At 73.4% G+C, this 17,242-nt stretch carries 16 protein-coding genes; 8 read left to right on the forward strand and 8 right to left on the reverse strand.

Going from position 1 to position 17,242, the window contains the following annotated elements; translation table 11 throughout:
* Positions 1 to 62: 62 nt before the first annotated feature.
* The 3 genes from ACF08W_RS19145 to ACF08W_RS19155 all read right to left on the reverse strand — a co-directional run bounded on the left by ACF08W_RS19145 (position 63) and on the right by ACF08W_RS19155 (position 5,032).
* On the reverse strand, positions 63 to 3,134 hold the full coding sequence (locus ACF08W_RS19145) for an AAA family ATPase (RefSeq protein ID WP_392279920.1): 3,072 nt from the start codon (positions 3,132 to 3,134) through the stop codon (positions 63 to 65).
* Positions 3,131 to 4,294, reverse strand: a complete 1,164-nt coding sequence (locus ACF08W_RS19150) for an exonuclease SbcCD subunit D (protein ID WP_392279921.1) — start codon at positions 4,292 to 4,294, stop codon at positions 3,131 to 3,133. Before ACF08W_RS19150 ends, ACF08W_RS19145 begins: the two co-directional genes overlap by 4 nt.
* 111 nt (positions 4,295 to 4,405) lie before the next feature.
* Complete coding sequence (locus tag ACF08W_RS19155) at positions 4,406 to 5,032, reverse strand: YigZ family protein (protein WP_385213894.1); 627 nt, start codon at positions 5,030 to 5,032, stop codon at positions 4,406 to 4,408.
* A 58-nt stretch (positions 5,033 to 5,090) separates the two neighbouring features.
* Here ACF08W_RS19155 and ACF08W_RS19160 point away from each other — a divergent pair, with 58 nt between their 5' ends.
* Entirely contained in the window at positions 5,091 to 5,501 is a 411-nt protein-coding gene (locus ACF08W_RS19160) for a CoA-binding protein (RefSeq protein WP_352274309.1), read from the forward strand.
* A gap of 74 nt (positions 5,502 to 5,575) precedes the next feature.
* Complete coding sequence (locus ACF08W_RS19165) at positions 5,576 to 6,409, forward strand: aminoglycoside N(3)-acetyltransferase (protein WP_392279922.1); 834 nt, start codon at positions 5,576 to 5,578, stop codon at positions 6,407 to 6,409.
* 139 nt (positions 6,410 to 6,548) lie between these two features.
* On the opposite strand, the gene ACF08W_RS19170 is transcribed toward ACF08W_RS19165, so the two are convergent.
* Positions 6,549 to 7,304 (reverse strand): acyltransferase, encoded by a 756-nt coding sequence (locus tag ACF08W_RS19170; RefSeq protein WP_392279923.1) that lies wholly within the window; start codon positions 7,302 to 7,304, stop codon positions 6,549 to 6,551.
* 154 nt (positions 7,305 to 7,458) lie between these two features.
* On the opposite strand from ACF08W_RS19170, the gene ACF08W_RS19175 reads away from it, so the two are divergent.
* On the forward strand, positions 7,459 to 7,989 hold the full coding sequence (locus tag ACF08W_RS19175; protein ID WP_392279924.1) for a gamma carbonic anhydrase family protein: 531 nt from the start codon (positions 7,459 to 7,461) through the stop codon (positions 7,987 to 7,989).
* 54 nt (positions 7,990 to 8,043) lie between these two features.
* On the opposite strand, the gene ACF08W_RS19180 is transcribed toward ACF08W_RS19175, so the two are convergent.
* Together ACF08W_RS19180 and ACF08W_RS19185 are read right to left on the reverse strand one after the other, a co-directional pair.
* Positions 8,044 to 8,703 (reverse strand): DedA family protein, encoded by a 660-nt coding sequence (locus ACF08W_RS19180; RefSeq protein WP_352274305.1) that lies wholly within the window; start codon positions 8,701 to 8,703, stop codon positions 8,044 to 8,046.
* 162 nt (positions 8,704 to 8,865) lie between these two features.
* Complete coding sequence (locus tag ACF08W_RS19185; RefSeq protein ID WP_352274547.1) at positions 8,866 to 9,303, reverse strand: DUF4442 domain-containing protein; 438 nt, start codon at positions 9,301 to 9,303, stop codon at positions 8,866 to 8,868.
* 153 nt (positions 9,304 to 9,456) lie between these two features.
* Between ACF08W_RS19185 and ACF08W_RS19190 the strand changes: the two genes are divergently transcribed.
* Positions 9,457 to 10,527: a hypothetical protein gene (locus tag ACF08W_RS19190; RefSeq protein ID WP_392279925.1), complete on the forward strand. Its 1,071-nt coding sequence runs from the start codon at positions 9,457 to 9,459 to the stop codon at positions 10,525 to 10,527.
* A 60-nt stretch (positions 10,528 to 10,587) separates the two neighbouring features.
* The gene (locus ACF08W_RS19195; RefSeq protein ID WP_385213908.1) at positions 10,588 to 11,886 is read left to right on the forward strand and encodes an MFS transporter; all 1,299 of its coding nucleotides are present in this window, start codon (positions 10,588 to 10,590) and stop codon (positions 11,884 to 11,886) included.
* Here ACF08W_RS19195 and ACF08W_RS19200 read toward each other — a convergent pair.
* Together ACF08W_RS19200 and tuf are read right to left on the reverse strand one after the other, a co-directional pair.
* Positions 11,848 to 12,693, reverse strand: coding sequence for a spermidine synthase (locus tag ACF08W_RS19200; RefSeq protein WP_385213911.1), 846 nt, complete (start codon positions 12,691 to 12,693; stop codon positions 11,848 to 11,850). The genes ACF08W_RS19195 and ACF08W_RS19200 overlap by 39 nt on opposite strands.
* A gap of 98 nt (positions 12,694 to 12,791) precedes the next feature.
* Entirely contained in the window at positions 12,792 to 13,979 is a 1,188-nt protein-coding gene (gene tuf, locus ACF08W_RS19205) for an elongation factor Tu (RefSeq protein ID WP_392279926.1), read from the reverse strand.
* A 392-nt stretch (positions 13,980 to 14,371) separates the two neighbouring features.
* Here tuf and ACF08W_RS19210 point away from each other — a divergent pair, with 392 nt between their 5' ends.
* The 3 genes from ACF08W_RS19210 to ACF08W_RS19220 all read left to right on the forward strand — a co-directional run bounded on the left by ACF08W_RS19210 (position 14,372) and on the right by ACF08W_RS19220 (position 17,171).
* Positions 14,372 to 15,085 (forward strand): TVP38/TMEM64 family protein, encoded by a 714-nt coding sequence (locus tag ACF08W_RS19210; protein WP_385213917.1) that lies wholly within the window; start codon positions 14,372 to 14,374, stop codon positions 15,083 to 15,085.
* Positions 15,086 to 15,307: 222 nt separating this feature from the next.
* On the forward strand, positions 15,308 to 16,180 hold the full coding sequence (locus tag ACF08W_RS19215) for an undecaprenyl-diphosphate phosphatase (RefSeq protein WP_385213919.1): 873 nt from the start codon (positions 15,308 to 15,310) through the stop codon (positions 16,178 to 16,180).
* 250 nt (positions 16,181 to 16,430) lie between these two features.
* Complete coding sequence (locus ACF08W_RS19220) at positions 16,431 to 17,171, forward strand: IclR family transcriptional regulator (RefSeq protein ID WP_352274298.1); 741 nt, start codon at positions 16,431 to 16,433, stop codon at positions 17,169 to 17,171.
* The last annotated feature ends 71 nt before the right edge of the window (positions 17,172 to 17,242 follow it).

Below are 17,242 nucleotides of genomic sequence, written 5' to 3' on the forward strand. Positions count from 1 at the left end.
CCGGGGGCGGCCGGGCTCCGGGTCCGCACCGGACCTCGGCCCGGCCGCCCCGCACGCCGTCGTCAGCCGGTCCGTACCCCGGCGGTGTGGTGCCGCACCACCGAGCCCTGCCGCTCCTTGACCACTTCGAGCTGGACGGGGACGCGGCGGCGCAGATCGGCGACATGGCTGACGATGCCCACGCTGCGGTCCCGTTCGCGCAGCGAGTCCAGTACGTCGAGCACGTCGTCGAGGGTCTGTTCGTCCAGGCTGCCGAAGCCCTCGTCGATGAAGAGGGTGTCCAGCCGTACGCCGCCGGCCTCGTCGGTGACGACGTCGGCGAGACCGAGGGCCAGGGCGAGCGAGGCGAAGAAGGTCTCGCCGCCCGAGAGCGTCGCGGTGTCCCGCTCCCGGCCGGTCCAGGCGTCGACGACATGAAGGCCCAGGCCCGACCGGCGGCCGCCGGCGCGGGCGTCGGAGTGGACCAGTGTGTAGCGCCCGGACGACATGCTCCGGAGCCGGACGGTGGCCGCCGCGGCGACCTGTTCGAGCCGGGCGGCGAGCACGTACGACTCCAGCCGCATCCTGCGCTCGTTGTCCGCGGAGGTGCCGGCGGTGAGCCCGGCCAGCCGGGCCACCCGGTCGTACTCCTCGCGCAGCGGGCCCAGTCCACGTACTTCCCGCTCGGCCTCCCGGGAGAGCCGGTCGAGCTCGGTGGCGCGTTCGCGGGCGGCGGCCAGTGCGGCGGCGGCGTCCCGCAGCGAGCGCTCGGCCGAGTCGTACGCGGCCTGCGCCCCTGCCACGTCGGCCCGCGGGCGGTCGGCGGCGTCCCGGGTCGCCGCCTCGGCCAGACGGTCGGCCACCGCCGCCTCCTCGGCCTGCCAGGCGTCGACGAGGTGCTGGAGCTCGCGCTGCGCGGCCCCGTCGAGAAGAGCCCCGGCGGCCTCCCGCGGGGTGTCGAACCCGGACCGGAACGCGGCGTCCGCGAGCCGGCCGTCGGCCTCCTTGCGGCGCTGTGCGGCCGCCTCCTCCTGGCGCACCGCCTCGGCGGCCGAGGCGAGCAGCGCGACCCGGCGTTCCAGCCGGGCCGCGCGTTCGCCGACGTCGGCGGCGTCTCCCCGGGCGGTCGCCAGCTCGGCCTCCAGGGCGGCCTGTTCGCGGTCCAGTGCCTCGCGCTGGGAGGTGCGGGCCGCGGCACGGCGTTCGGCGAGGCGGCGTCCGTCGAGGCGTTCGGCCTGTTCGCGCTCGGCTGCGGCGAGCGCCTCGCGTGCGGCGTGGGAGCCGGACGCGGTGCGGTGGGCCTCGGCGTGCAGGGCCGTCAGGCGGTCGACGAGAGCGGCGAGTTCGGCGGTCGTCGGGTCGTCGGCGGGTACGGCCGGGCCCTCGGTGCGGGCAGCCCGCTCCCCCGGCGCCGTTCCGGGTTCCGACGCCGCCGCGCGGGCCGCCGTGTGCTGTTCGCGCACGGCCGCGAGCTCGCGGTCGGCCCGGGTCCGCGCGTCCTCGGCGTCCCGGTACGCGGCCAGCGCCCGGTCCTCGGTCATTTTGTCGACATGTCCATCTGCGGCACGGGCCGGCCGGGGATGTTCGGCCGAGCCGCAGACCTTGCACGCCTCCCCGTCCACCAGCTCGGCGGCCAGCTCCGCCGCGATGTCGCGGAGCCGCCGCTCGCGGAGGTCCAGCCACGTCTCGTGGGCGGCGGCGGCACGTTCCCGGCTCCCGGTCAGCCGGTCGGTGGCGTCCGAGACCCGGGCGGCGAGCGCGTCGCGCCGGTGGGCGGCGGCCAGCCGGGCGCGGGCCGGTTCCAGTCGGCCGGCGAGCTGTTCGGCCCGGGTGGCGGCGTCCTGGGCCGCCTCGATGCGGGCGTGCAGGGCGTCGCGGGTGGCGGCCCAGCCGGCCAGCCAGTTCTCGGCCTCGCGGATGAGCTCGTCGTCGGCCCTGGCCTGGTGTTCCAGTGCGGCCCGCTCGGTGTCGATCCGGGCGCTGCGCCGTTCGGCGCGCCGGGCCGCGTCCAGGGCGCCGAGCTCCTGGCGCAGCCGCCGTTCCAGCTCCGCCAGTTGTTCGGCGCCGGCCTCGGCCAGGTCGGCGGGGAGTGCGGCGCGGGCGTGGTCGCGGTCCCGGCAGGCGGTGCGGTGGGCGCGCTCGGCCTCCTCGCACAGCTCCAGGGCGGGCGCGACCAGTTCGGCCCGGCGGGCCCGGGCGAGGCGTTCACGGTGCTGGTCGTGCTCGGGGCGGCGGGTCTCCAGCGCGGCGGAGCGGTGGAGCGTCTCGGCGTGGCGCTGCTGGAGTGCGGCGAGTTCACGGGTGCGGTCGAGGGTCCGGCGGGCCGCTGCCTGACGGCCCTCGGCCGCCGCGAGGACGCAGCCGGCGATGTCGAGCCGTTCGCGGGCGGCGCTGCGGGCCGTCGCCGCCCACTCCAGTACGCCGTCGGTGAGCCCCGGGTCACCGGCCTGGAGTTCGGGGAGCGGGACCTCGTGCCCGGCGGGTCCGGCGGCCTGGGCGATCCGCTGGGCCACCGCGAGCACCCGCTCGTCCCCGGCCCTGACCCTGGTCTCGGCGCGACGGCGCAGCTCGGCCAGCCGGTCCTCCACGGCGGCGAAGCGGTGGGTGTCGAAGAGCCTGCCGAGGAGCTTGCCCCGGGCCTCGGCGTCGGCCCTCAGGAAACGGGCGAAATCACCCTGCGGCAACAGCACCACCTGGCAGAACTGCTCCCGGCTCATCCCCACGAGCCCGGTGATCTCCTCGCCTATCTCCTGGTGCGAGCGGCTGAGCGGCCGCCAGCCGCCGTCGGGACCGTACTCCCGCAGGTAGCTCTGGGCCCGCTCCGTGGTGAAGCCGCTGCCCTTCTTCTTGGGGCGGGGCTGGGCGGGGCGCCGGGTGATCTCCAGGCGGCGGCCGCCGACGGTCAGCTCCAGTCTGATCTCGGTGGCGAGATCCGCCGGGGCGTGGTCGCTGCGCAGGGAGGTGCCCGGGCTCTGGCGGGCGCCGGGCACCGCGCCGTAGAGGGCGTAGCAGACCGCGTCGAGTACCGAGGTCTTGCCCGCTCCGGTGGGGCCGTGCAGCAGGAAGAGCCCGGCCGAGGCGAGCGTGTCGAAGTCGATCTCCTGGGTGGCGCCGAACGGCCCGAAGGCGGTGACGGCGAGCCGGTGCAGCCTCACGGGTTCACCTCGCGCAGGCCGTCCGTCACCCGGACGTGGTCGAAGGCGTCGCGCAGCACGGCGCGTTCCGCCGCGTCGGCGGCGCCACCGCGTACATGGGCCACGAAGTCCTCCGCGATCTGCTGGTCGTCGCGCCCCCTGAGGCGCTGGGCGTAGGAGGCGAGCGGGTCGTCGGGCGCCCGGTCGGGCTCGAAGGCGAGGCTGAGCGTGTGCGGGAACCGTTCGGCCAGCCGGGCCATCGGCTCGTCCGGGCGGACCGGGTCGGTGAGCGTCGCCTCGACCCAGGCGTCGCGGTGCCGCTCCAGGGCGGGGTCGTCGAGGAGCCGGTCGAGGTGTCCGCGGATACGGGCGAGCGGGCGGGGCACCGGGCAGTCGACGCGCTCGGCGGTGACGGTGCCCGGGGCGTCCAGCTCGATCAGCCACATGGTCTTGCGGTGGGCGGCCTCGGAGAAGGAGTACGCGAGCGGCGAGCCCGAGTAGCGGACGCGCTCGGTGAGGGTCTGGCTGCCGTGCAGGTGGCCGAGGGCGACGTAGTCGATTCCGTCGAAGACCCCGGCGGGCACGGCGGCCACCCCGCCGACGGTGATGTCGCGCTCGCTGTCGCTGGGCTCGCCGCCCGCGACGAAGGCGTGCGCGAGCACCACGGACCGGGTGCCCCCCGGCCGGGCCGCCAGATCCGCGCGGACCCGCTCCATGGCCGCGGTCAGCACGGCCTCGTGGCCCGCCCGGTCCGCCCCGAGGACGTCCTTCACCAGGGACGGCTCCAGGTACGGCAGCCCGTAGAAGGCCACCTCGCCGTGGGTGTCGCGCAGGACGACGGGGGTGGCGCAGTCGGCCGGGTCGGTGCGCAGGTGGATCCCGGCCCGTCCGATCAGGCCCGCGCCGACGCCGAGCCGGCGCGCCGAATCGTGGTTCCCGGAGATCATCACGGTGGGTACGCCCTCGGCGGCGAGCCGGTGCAGCGCGTCGTCGAAGAGTGCGACGGCGGCCAGCGACGGCACCGCCCGGTCGTACACGTCACCCGCGACGACGACCGCGTCCACCTCGCGCTCCCGCACCGTCGCCACCAGGTGGTCCAGGAAGGCGGCCTGTGCGTCGAGCAGCGGGACCCGGTGGAAGGAGCGGCCCAGGTGCCAGTCCGACGTGTGCAGAATTCTCAAGACCCGGCTCCGACCCGCATCGCTCTTCTCCGCCGCCCGTCCGCCGCGGCCGGCCCCTCACAGTCTCGCATCACCGCCGGCCGTGTCCGCGGGGTCCGGGAACCGCTCCGCTCAGGCGTCCCCGTACGCCTCGCCGCCCAGCTCCAGCGTGGCCTCGCCCGCCGTCGCGTCGGCCAGCCAGCCCCGGAAGGACTCCACGTCCGCGTCCGGCAGCCCGATCCCGATGACGACGGCCTCCGCGTAGCGGACCTCGCGGACCGAGCGGCCGGTGGCACGGAGGTCGTTCTCCAGCTTGCCCGCGCGCTGGTGGCCCACGGTGATCGTGGCGAGCCGGAACCGGTGCCGGGTGACGGTGCCGAGCGCGTCGATGGCCTCGCCGACCACCCCGCCGTAGGCCCTGATCAGCCCGCCCGCGCCGAGCTTGATCCCCCCGTAGTAGCGGGTGACGACGGCGACGACGTAGCGCATCTCCCGGCGGGTCAGCATCTGGAGCATGGGCACGCCCGCGGTGCCCCCGGGCTCCCCGTCGTCGCTCGCCTTCTGCACGGAGGCGTCGGCGCCGATCACGTAGGCGAAGCAGTTGTGGGTGGCGGTCGGGTGCTCGGCGCGGACGCGTGCGACGAACTCCTGCGCCTCCTGCTCGGTGGCGGCGGGGGCGAGCGCGCAGATGAAGCGCGATCGGTTGATCTCGGTCTCGTGCACGCCCGCTTCGGCGACGGTCCGGTACTGCTCCTGCATCCGGCCACCCTATGCCCCGGGCGGGAATGGTCCCGGTCCGCCGTCCGTTGTCCGGATCATGTATGCGGACGACGAGACGATCAGCCGGATTCTCCGGGACAGCGGCGACACCTGGGCCGTGGTGGGGCTGTCGGGCAACCGCTCGCGCGCGGCCTACCGCGTCGCGGAGGTGCTCCAGCGCTTCGGCAAGCGGGTGGTGCCGGTCCATCCGAAGGCGGAGCGGGTGCACGGCGAGGACGGCTACGCCTCGCTGGCCGAGATCCCCTTCCCGGTCGACGTGGTGGACGTGTTCGTCAACAGCGAGCTGGCGGGCGCGGTCGCCGACGAGGCGGTCGCGGCGGGGGCCAGGGCCGTCTGGTTCCAGCTCGGTGTGATCGACGAGGCGGCGTACGAGCGGACCCGCGCGGCCGGTCTGGACATGGTCATGGACCGGTGCCCCGCAATCGAGATCCCCGCACTGGGCGGCTGACGCCGAGGGGCCGCGTTGTTCGTCCGGATGTGCGTGGTGTCGCTCCGGGCTGCCCGCTGGGAGAATGGCCCGCTGTGACCACTTCGACCGCACCCGCCGTCGCCCACACCCGGACCGGCCTGGCAAGGCAGCTGACGGCGCTCGGGGTGGAGCCCGGCGGAATCCTGCTGGTGCACGCCTCGATGCGCGCGGTGGGGCCGGTGAGCGGTGGGGCCCGTGCGCTGGCCGGTGCGGTGCGGGACGCGCTCGGTCCGGGCGGAACGCTCGTCGTGCCCGCCTTCACCCCGGAGAACTCCGACACCTCCCCGCACTACCTCGACCGGGTGCGCGGCCTGGACGACCGGGCCCGTGAAGCGGTGCGGGCGGCCATGCCGCCGTTCGACGCGGCGACCCCCGCGCCCTCGGTGGGCCGTCTGGCGGAGGCGGTGCGGTTCGGCCCGGGCGCGGTGCGCAGCGGGCATCCGCAGACGTCCTTCGCCGCGGTCGGCCCGTCGGCCCGGAGCCTGCTGGCCGGCCACCGCCCCGACTGCCATCTCGGCGAGGACTCGCCCCTGGCCCGGCTCTACGACGCCCGGGCCCAGGTCCTCCTGCTCGGCACCGGCTTCGACACCTGCACCGCCTTCCACCTCGGCGAGTACCGCGTACCCGCCCCGCCGCGCCGGACCTACCGCTGCGTGGTGACGCGGGCGGGGGTACGTCAGTGGTGGGAGTACGAGGACATCGCCCTGGACGACAGCGACTTCGCCGCCCTGGGCGCGGACTTCGCCCGCGTCGCCGGCCCCCTGGTGAACACCGGCCCGGTGGGTTCCTCGACGAGCCGCCTCTTCCGCGTCACCGACGCGGTGGACTTCGCCTCCCACTGGCTGCCGTCCCACCGCGATCCCGTGCTCTGCGGCACGCGCGGCTGAGCGCGGACCGGCCGCGGGGTCGGCGTGCGGGCGGGACGGAGACCGCCATGGTGATCTCCACCGGGTCGGGGCCTCGTTGCGGTAGGCGTAGGGATGGTGCGCCTCGAACGACGCGGAGCACCGCACTGTGCTGCGCGGGTCACTCGGTCGGCGGGTCCTCCGTTACGGCCGATTCCGCCAAAGCCAGCAACTGCTCGGGGGTGGCGTCCGCCGGTATCGGGACCGGGGCGGGGGTGCGCATCGGCGGCTGCCAGCCCTGCTCGGGGGCCCATCTGCGTACGGCGCGGGCGGGGGCGCCCGCCACCACCGTGTGGTCGGGCACCGTTCCCCGTACCACCGCGCCCGCGGCGACCACCACGTTGCGCCCGAGGGTGGCGCCGGGGAGGATCACCGCCCCGGTCCCGATCCAGCAGCCGGGCCCTATGGCGACGGGTTCCATCCGGGGCCACTGACGGCCGACCGGTTCGTGCGGGTCGTCGTAGCTGTGGTTCGTGGACGTGATGTAGACGTAGGGCCCGCAGTACGTGTCCGGGCCGATGGTGACCCGGGTGTCGGCGACCACGTGGCTGCCCCGGCCGAGCACCACCCCGTCGCCCAGGGTCAGGATCGGGTCGGGACCGAGATCGAGGTCGGGCATGAGTCCCGCGGTCAGCGTGACCTGCTCGCCGATCACGCAGTGCGCGCCCAGTTCGATCCACCGTTCCCCGAAGACCGTGCCCTGGGGAAAGGCCAGCCGGGTGCCCTCGCCGATCCGGCCGAAGCGCAGGGCGCCGGGGCGGTCCGCGGTGACCGCGCCCGTCTCCCGTACCCAGCGCCAACCGCGGTGCACGGCCCGGGACAGGGCACGGCGCCGCCGGGCGGCGAGGGAGGAGAACACGTTCCTGATTGTCGGCACGCGCTCACGCTAGTCGGCGCCGGAGGCCCGATCGCCGGGGCGACCTGTGATGTTCACCCCACTCGGCCGCCGTCCGCCGACCGTCGCATACCGTTCCCCTGCCGGGGCCGGACGGCTCCGGTCGTACGGGACCCGAGCACGGAAGGAGCACGCCATGGCGGAGCGGGCGTTGATCACGGGACTGGGCGGCAAGGAGCCGGACATCGACGCGGCGGCCTTCGCGGCGCCGACCTCGGTGGTCGTCGGCGAGGTCACGCTGGCCGCGGGCGCCAGCGTCTGGTACCAGGCCGTACTGCGCGCCGACTGCGCCCCGATCACGATCGGGGCCGACAGCAACATCCAGGACAACTGCAGCGTCCACGGCGACCCCGGCTTCCCCGTCACGGTGGGCGAACGCGTCTCGGTCGGGCACAACGCCGTGCTCCACGGCTGCGCCGTCGAGGACGACGTCCTGGTGGGCATGGGCGCGACCGTCCTCAACGGCGCCCGGATCGGCGCCGGTTCGCTGATCGCGGCGCAGGCGCTGGTCCCGCAGGGGATGCAGGTGCCCCCGGGTTCGCTGGTCGCCGGGGTCCCCGCCAAGGTGAAGCGGCAGCTCACCGAGGAGGAACGCGAAGGGATCAGGTTCAACGCGGTGGGCTACGTGGAGCTCGCCAAGGCGCACTGCCTGGCCCACGAGGGCTGAGCGGGCGGCGGGGAACGTACGGCGGGCGCGGCCGGTGCGGCCGCGCCGTGGCCGTCACTCCCCGGCGGGCACCGCCGACGCCTCGGGTGCGGAGCTCGCCGAGATCCGCTCGGCCGCCTTCTTGGCGCGGCTGCGCACGATCAGCATCGAGGTGATGCCGACCAGTACCGCGGCCACCAGACCGAGGTACGAGAACCGCTTGAGCCAGGCCTCGGCCACCACGCCGACCGAGTAGACGACGGCGGTGGTGCCGCCCGCCCAGACGATGCCGCCGAGCACGTTGGCGGTCAGGAACCGCCAGTAGGGCATGTGCAGGACACCGGCCAGCGGGCCCGCGAAGATCCTCAGCAGCGCGATGAAGCGGCCGAAGAACACCGCCCACATGCCCCATTTGTCGAACGACCGCTCCGCCAGCGCGATCTGGGCCTCGCCGAAGTGCTTGGGGAACCTCCGGCCCAGCCGGGCGAGGAGCGGGCGGCCGCCCTTGCGGCCGATGGCGTACCCGATGGAGTCACCGATGACCGCGCCCGCCGAGGCACAGGCCCCGAGGACCCACGGATTGATCCCGTCGTGCCCGGCGGCCAGGAGCGCCGCGCTGACCAGAACGATCTCGCCCGGCAGCGGAATGCCGAGGCTCTCCAGCCCGATGACTCCGGCCACCAGGGCGTAGACGCTGATCGCGGGGATGGTCTCCAGCCATTCCTGGATGTGCAACGCCCGTTCCTCCCGAAGCTGTTGTCCGCTGCCCGCCGGGCGACTCCTCGGCGCACGGCGGGCAGCCTACCCGCCTCCGCGACCGCCGGGACAACACAAAAGGCCGCCGCGCACCCCCGGGTCGGGCAGGTGGCGGCGGCCCCTTTCGGGACGGACCAAACTTCAGGAGTGGGGGCGCAGCGTCCAGACGACCGTCATCTCACCGGTCACCGCGCCGTCCTCGCGCCGGATCTCGACGGCCACCGGGAACTCCGGCCGCTCGCCCGCGTCGAGTTCGGCGACGACCTCGGCCGCCGGGCGTCCGAGGGTCGCGGTGGCGGTGACGACGCCCTTGGCCAGCTTCTTGTAACCGATCTCCGCCTTCACGGCCAGCGGCACGGCGCGTGACATCTGGTCGCCGAAGGCGGCGATCACGATCGCTCCGCTCGCCGACTCCGCCAGCGTGAACATCGCTCCGGCGTGCGGTCCGCCGATGTGGTTGTGGTACTCCGCCTGGTCCGGCAGGCGGACCACCGCACGCTCGGGGGTCGTCTCCAGGAATTCGAGATGGAGGGTCCGGGCCATCGGGACCGTCGCCACGAGCATCTCGCCGACGGTCATCTGTTCAGCGCTCATGGCCAGATGTTACTCATGAGTAGATATCTTTGGCCATCCCTGTGCCTTCCGGGCGACCGCCGCTGATCGCCTCCTTCACCGTCCGCTCACGGGGGCGGGCGTAGCAGACCGGCCACCGCACCTCTATCGTTACTCGCCATGTGGCCAGGACAGCAGCCGCCCGGGGGCGAGCAAAACCCGCAGGACCAGAATCAGAACCCGTACCAGCAGCCGGGTTACCAGCAGCCGAATCCCTATCAGCAGCCGGGATATCAGCAGCAGGGCCAGCCGGTACCGCAGCCGGGACACCCGCAGCAGGGCCAGCAGCCCGGCTACCCGCAGCCGAACCCGTACCAGCAGCCGACCGTGCCGCAGTACGCGGTGCCCGGCCCGCCCGGGGATCTTCAGCCCGGCGGCGGTGACAACAAGAAGAAGAACACCGTCATCGCGATCGTCGCGGCGACCGCAGTCGTCGTGGCCGCCGTGGTCACCGGTGTCGTGGTGATGAACAAGAAGGGCGACAAGAAGGACGACGTCGCCGACGGCAAGCAGTCCTCGGCACCCGCCAAGCCGTCCGAAAGCGCTTCCGACGAGGCGAACCCGCGCGGTGACGGGGACGATCCCAAGCCCCTCATCCCCGGGTGGAAGGTCGTCACCAACCCCAAGTGGGGCACCCAGTTCGACGTGCCCGGCGACTGGGAGGTCGGCAAGCCCGGCAGCATGTCTTACTTCGAGGACGAGAAGAAGGGCGACGGCTCCCCGCTCATCGGCTTCTCCGCACCGTCGTTCCTCAAGAAGAACTGGTGCGTGGACGACTCCGACAAGGACGGCGTCGAGGAGACCTCCAGCCTCGCCAGCGCCGGTTCCCGGGGCGCCCAGGGCGCCACCGACGCGGGCAAGAACGCGCACAGCGAGGCGGGCACCTGGGTGTGGGCCGCCTATGCGCAGCACATGCCGCAGAGCACCATCAAGTTCACCGAGGCCAAGCAGTACACCACCAAGTCGGGGCTCACCGGCCAGGTCGTCACCGCGACCGCCCCGAACGTCAAGAAGGTGAAGAAGTGCGACAGTGACGGCAAGGCCATCGCCTTCACCTTCAAGAACAAGGAGAACGAGTTCGCCTCCTGGGTGCTGTACGGGGCCGCCGGCGTCGAGGACGAGCTGTCGGACGCCACGATCCAGCAGATCCTGAGCACGGTCCGGCTGGTGGACGTCGTCAAGTCGGAGTGACCGCTCCGCCGCCGGGAAATCGGTTGGCACGGGGCGGGGCGCGGAAGGCATAGTCCGCGGGTGACCTCCGCTTCCACCTCCCCGTCCCGTCCGCAGCGCTCCGGCCGCAACTACCGGCTGCTGACCGCCGCCGCGATCATCACGGGTCTGGGTACCCATGGCGCGTTGATCGCGGCGGCGTTCGCCGTACTGAAGGCGGGCGGTGACAGCGGGGACGTCGGGCTGGTGGCCGCGGCGAGGGCCGCGCCCCTGGTGCTCTTCCTGCTGATCGGCGGCGCGATCGCGGACCGGCTGCCCCGCCATCGGGTGATGGTCGCGGCGAACACCGTCAACTGCCTCTCGCAGGCCGCGTTCGCCTGGCTGGTGCTGGCCGGTGATCCCCAGCTGTGGCAGATGATGCTGCTCACCGCGTTGTGCGGGACGGGGCAGGCGTTCTTCAACCCGGCGGCCGAGGGCATGCTGATGTCCAGCGTCGACCGGGAGCAGGCGAGCCGGGCCTTCGCCCTGTTCCGGATGGCGATGCAGGGCGCGTCGATCGGCGGTGCCGCGCTCGGTGGCGCGATGATCGCGGCGATGGACCCGGGCTGGGTGCTGGCTGTCGATGCCGCGGCCTTCGCCGTGGCGGGGGCGCTGCGCGCGTTCCTGGACGTCAGCCACATCCCCCCGCGCGCGCCGGGTGGCGGCCTGTTCGCCGATCTGCGCGACGGCTGGCGGGAGTTCATCGGCCGCCCCTGGCTGTGGAGCATCGTGGCGCAGTTCTCGGTGGTCGTCGCGGCGGTGGGTGCCGCCGAGTCGGTGTACGGCCCGCTGGTCGCCCGGGACGAGCTGGGCGGAGCGCGGCCCTGGGGGTTCGCGCTCGCCGCGTTCGGGGTCGGCACGATGGGCGGGGCGCTGCTGATGACGCGCTGGAAGCCGCGGCGGATGCTGTTGACCGGGACGCTCTGCGTCTTCCCGCTGGCGCTGCCCTCGGCGGGCCTGGCGGTGCCGCTGCCGGTGGGCGCGCTCTGCGTGGTGATGCTCGTCAGCGGGGTCGCCATCGAGGTGTTCGGGGTCGCCTGGATGACGACCATGCACCAGGAGATCCCGGAGGAGAAGCTGTCCCGGGTCTCCGCGTACGACTGGTTCGGCTCAGTGGCGATGATGCCGCTGGCCACCGCGCTCGCCGGTCCGGTGGAGTCGGTGGTCGGGCGGAGTCAGGCGCTGTGGGGCTGCGCGGCGCTGATCGTGCTGGTCACCGGGGCCGTCCTGTTCGTTCCGGACGTACGCCGGCTGACCCGGGCCCCCACTGCGGCCGAGGTGGCGAAGGGCCCGGGTCCGGTCTCAGCCGATGCTGAAGGCGCCGTCGGGCGGCTCGGGTGAGGCGACCGCCTCCCCGTCCCCGACCGGCCGGGCCCCACCGGCCAGCCGTTCCAGCGCGGTGCCGTGTTCGACCCGGGCCGGGAAGGCGTCGGCGGCGCAGCGCCGGGTGAGCGTCGCGATGTCGATGGGGGCCGGGGAGGCGACGAGCACCAGGTTGCCGAAGCGCCGGCCGCGCAGCACCGCCGGCTCGGCGATCAGTGCCAGCTCCTCGAAGACGGCGGCGAAGGTGGCGAGCTGGGAGCGGAGGAAGCCGAAGGGCGCGCCGTCGGCGAGGTTGGCCGCGTAGATCCCGCCGTCCCGCAGCGCCCGCCGGGCTGTGTGCGCGTACTCGACGGAGGTGAGGTGGGCGGGTACCCGCGAGCCGCCGAAGACGTCCGCGACGACGAGGTCCAGCGAGCCGGGCGGGGTCTTCTCCAGCAGGCCCCGCGCGTCCGTGCCGTGGACGGTGATGCCGCTGTCCTCGGGGACCGGGAGGTGCTCGCCGACCAGTGCGAGGAGGCCCAGGTCGGCCTCGGCGACGTCCTGCCGGGAGCCGGGCCTGGTCGCGGCGGTGTAGCGGGGCAGGGTGAGCGCGCCGCCGCCGAGGTGGAGCACGTCCAGCGGCGCGCCCGGTGCCCCGGCGCAGTCGACGACGTGCGCGAGCCGCCGCGCGTACTCGAACTCCAGGTGGTCCGGCGCGTCGAGGTCGACGTAGGACTGGGGCGCGCCGTCGACGGTGAGCAGCCAGGCCCGGTCCCGGTCCACGTCGGGGAGAAGTCTGGCGATGCCCTGGTCCACGTCCCGGATCACCGGTATCGAGTCGTTCACTCCCCCATTGTGGGGTGCCCGGCCGGCCGCCGCGGCATCCGGTGCGCCCCGTGGGCCCGCCTCCCGCACTCGGCGGAAGGCGGGCCCGGACGCGCCGCTCAGAGCAGGGCGGTGACGGTGCCGGCGCCGACCGTGCGGCCGCCCTCGCGGATCGCGAAGCCGAGTCCGGTCTCCAGCGGGACGTCACGCCCGAGTTCGACGGTCAGGTCGACGGTGTCGCCGGGGCGCGCCACCGCGAGCTCGCCGAGATCGATGTCGCCGACCACGTCCGCGGTGCGGATGTAGAACTGCGGCCGGTAGCCGGTGGTGACCGGGGTGGTCCGGCCGCCCTCCCGCCCCGAGAGGACATACACCCGCGCGGTGAACCGGCGGCTCGGCATCACGCTCCCGGGCGCCGCGACCACCTGGCCCCGGCGCACCCGGCCGCGCTCCACCCCGCGCAGGAGCAGCGCCACGTTGTCACCGGCCTGCGCGGACTCCATCGGCTTCCCGAAGGTCTCCAGGCCGGTGACGACCGTGTCGATGTCCTGCTCCCCGCCGAGCACCGTCACCTTGTCGCCGGTGCGGAGGGTGCCGCGCTCGACGGCTCCGGTGACGACGGTGCCCCGGCCGGTGATGGTCAGCACGTTCTCCACCGACAGCAGGAACGGCGCGTCGGTGTAGCGCACCGGCATCGGTACGTACGTGTCGACGGCGTCCAGCAGCGCCTCGATCGCGGAGGTCCAGCGCGGGTCGCCCTCCAGGGCCCTGAGGCCCGAGACCCGTACGACGGGCACGGAGTCGCCGCCGTAACCGTGCGCGGAGAGCAGCTCGCGGACCTCCAGCTCGACCAGGTCGGTCAGCACCGCGTCGTCGCCCTCCTCGACGGCGTCCGCCTTGTTGAGCGCGACGACGATGTGGTCGACGCCCACCTGGCGGGCGAGCAGGACGTGCTCGGCGGTCTGCGGCATGATCCCGTCGAGCGCCGAGACGACCAGGATCGCCCCGTCGAGCTGGGCGGCTCCGGTGACCATGTTCTTGATGTAGTCGGCATGGCCGGGCATGTCGACGTGGGCGTAGTGGCGGGTGTCGGTCTCGTACTCGACGTGCGCGATGTTGATGGTGATGCCGCGCTGCGACTCCTCCGGCGCCCGGTCGATCCGGTCGAACGGGACGAAGGTGCCGGTGCCCCGGTCGCTGAGGACCTTGGTGATGGCGGCGGTGAGCGTGGTCTTGCCGTGGTCGACGTGGCCCATGGTGCCGATGTTGAGGTGCGGCTTGGTGCGTACGTAAGCCGTCTTGGACATGGTGGATTCCTTGCTGTTCGAAGCTGGGAGAAGACCCCGGGGCCCTGCCGACCCTCCCCTTGCGGGGTCCGCCGGACTGTCGGGGGAGGGTCAGCTTCGGGCGCCGCCGAAGGGCGCTGCGGCAGCGGTGCACGCTGCCGCGACAGCTGCGACGACCAGGTTCGCGGCAGCCTTCGGCGCGTCCGCGACTGCGGACGGCGCTGCGGGGAAGGCGTACCGGGACATGGCTCCGATGATGGCGGACGGGCCGGAAGCCGTCGAACGGTTTTCGCGCAGCTCACCGCTCCGTCAAGGGAGTTCGGCCGACGGCTCGGTGTCCGCCGGTTCCGCGCCCCGGTGTGCGCGGGGGCGCGTCGCGGCGATCATTCACCGGCGTCGGTTACTCTCCCCGCATGCTCGACCCCGCCCCCGCCACCCGGCCCGCCACCGGCCTCGCCACGCGCTGCGCGAGGGCGCTGCTCTCTCCCTGGTCGCGGTTCTCGCTGCTCGTGGCCGTGCTGCTGGGCGCCGCCGCGTCGATGTTCCTGCTCGAACCCCAGCGGCTGCTCACGGCGGGCTGGCCCGCCCAGGTCAGCGGGGGTGCCGTCGCGGTGCTCCTGTTCGGGGTGGCGTACGGGGTGTGCACCGTGGCGTTCGTACCCCGGCCGCTGCTCAATGTCGCCGCCGGTGCGCTCTTCGGTACGCAGGCGGGGCTCGCCGCGGCGCTGGCGGGGACGGTGCTGGGTGCGGGCGTCTCGTTCGCCCTGGGGAGGGTGCTGGGGCAGGACGCGCTCCGCACGCTGCTGCGCGGGCGGTGGCTCAGGGCCGCGGACGGGCAGCTGAGCCGGCACGGGTTCCGCTCGATGCTGGCGCTGCGGCTCTTCCCGGGGGTTCCGTTCGCGGCGGCCAACTACTGCGCGGCGGTCTCCCGGATGGGGTATCCCGCCTTCCTCGGGGCCACCGGGCTCGGCTCGGTGCCGAACACCGCCGCGTACGTCGTCGCGGGCAGCGAGGCCACCTCCCCCACCTCCCCGGCCTTTCTGGCCGCGATGGGCTTCATCGTGCTGACGGGGGTCGGGGCGGTGGTCGTCGCCTGGCGCCGACGCCACCGGCTGCCCGCCGAGTGAGCGCCCGCGCCCCGACCCCTCCACGCCCCGGCGGCCGACCGCGCCACCCGCCCGTCGAGGAACGTACGAACTGCGTTCACCTGAGGGCGGTACCCTGCCCGCAACCGACCGCAGACCTCCGGGCCCCTCATGGCCCTGTCCGCATTTGACCACTATGCACACGCCGCCGACGGCAGACCTCCGTCGGCCGATGCACGATCACCCCGGGATGGCCAAAGCCCCATGAGCTGGTTCGAATCGTTCGTCCTGGGCCTCGTACAGGGACTGACCGAGTTCCTCCCGATCTCCTCCAGCGCGCATCTGCGGCTCACCGCGGCGTTCGCGGGCTGGCACGACCCGGGTGCGGCGTTCACCGCCATCACCCAGATCGGCACGGAGGCGGCGGTCCTCATCTACTTCCGCAAGGACATCGTCAGGATCGTCTCCGCCTGGTTCCGTTCGCTGTTCGACCGGTCGATGCGCGGCGACCACGACGCCCAGATGGGCTGGCTGGTCATCGTGGGCTCGATCCCGATCGGTGTACTCGGCGTGACGCTGAAGGACCAGATCGAGGGGCCGTTCCGCGATCTGCGGCTGATCGCCACCACTCTGATCGTGATGGGCGTCGTGCTGGGTGTCGCCGACCGCCTCGCCGCCCGCGACGAGGCAGGCGGACGGCACCGGGCCGCCCGGGAGCGCAAGACGCTCCGGGAACTCGGCGTGAAGGACGGCCTGATCTTCGGCTTCTGCCAGGCGATGGCGCTGATCCCGGGCGTGTCCCGCTCCGGGGCCACCATCAGCGGTGGCCTGCTGATGGGCTACACCCGCGAGGCCGCGGCCCGCTACTCCTTCCTGCTCGCGATCCCGGCGGTGCTCGCCTCGGGCGTCTTCGAACTGAAGGACGCGGGCGAGGGACATGTCTCGTGGGGGCCGACGATCTTCGCCACGATCATCGCGTTCGGCGTCGGATACGCGGTCATCGCATGGTTCATGAAGTTCATCACCACGAAGAGCTTCATGCCCTTCGTGATCTACCGGATCCTGCTCGGCATCCTGCTGTTCGTGCTGGTGGGAGCCGGTGTGCTGAGCCCGCACGCGGGCGAATCCGGCGGCTGAAACCGGGCCGTACAGGTAGCGCTGTCCAGCATTCCCAGCGCCTGATTGCAGCACCACTCCATGATCATCTCCCACTTGTCTCCCACTCGTCGGATGACACGGAAGGGCCCGCACAGCGACTGCTGTGCGGGCCCTTCCGCAGGCGACTGAGCCGCTCGTCAGCCATCGAGCGGGCGGCCATGGCCCTCGCCGCCCCTCGCGGGCGCGCCGGGCCCCGTATCCTGTCGGTCGTGCGGGTACGTGATGCGGCGTGATCGACGGTCTTGAGCGGGCCGTGCGGATTCTGGATCTCTTCTCCTCCGACGCCCCCGAGCGGACGGTCAGCGAGGTGTGCCGCGCGCTCGACCTTCCGAAGACGACGACCTGGGACCACATGCAGTCCATGGTCGAGCTCGGCCTGCTGCGCCGGACGGGGCGCGGTCGCTACCGGCTCGGATGGCGGGCCTTCCAGCTGGGGCTGCGTGCACGGATGACATCGGAGATCTCCGAGCCGGCGTGGGTGGAGATGCGGGCCCTGGTCGCCGCTCATCGACAGACGGTTCAACTGTCGTCACGTCATTACGGCGAGGTCGTCTACCTGGAGAAGCTCGCGCCGCACGACGGGGTGCGGCTCAACGCGACCCGGGTCGGTGAACGCCTTCCGGCGCACTGCACGGCACCCGGCAAAATGCTGTTGGCCTATCTCTCCCCCCGCGAACTGCGCGATGTCTACGGCCACGACGCACTGACCACGCTCACGGACCGTTCACTCACCACGCTCACGGCGCTGGAGGCGGAGCTGCACACGGTGCGTGAGCGCGGGTACGCACGGGACGTCGAGGAGGCGGTCGAGGGCGTGTGCTGTGTCGCGGCGCCGGTCAGCAACCGGCACGGCGACGTCACCTGGGCGCTGAGCATGAGCTTCGTCGAGCAGCGGCTGGCCACGCACGGTGACACGTATGCCCGCGCCGTGACCGAGGCCGCCCGGCGGCTTTCCGAGCGTGCGCCGTGACCCGGCCGTTCCTGTTCGGCTGAGCCGAACACTTCGTTGTCGGCCCCTGTACGAGGGGCTACGGTCCTGGA

It is taken from the genome of Streptomyces sp. NPDC015144 (assembly GCF_043079735.1).
Lineage (GTDB): Bacteria > Actinomycetota > Actinomycetes > Streptomycetales > Streptomycetaceae > Streptomyces.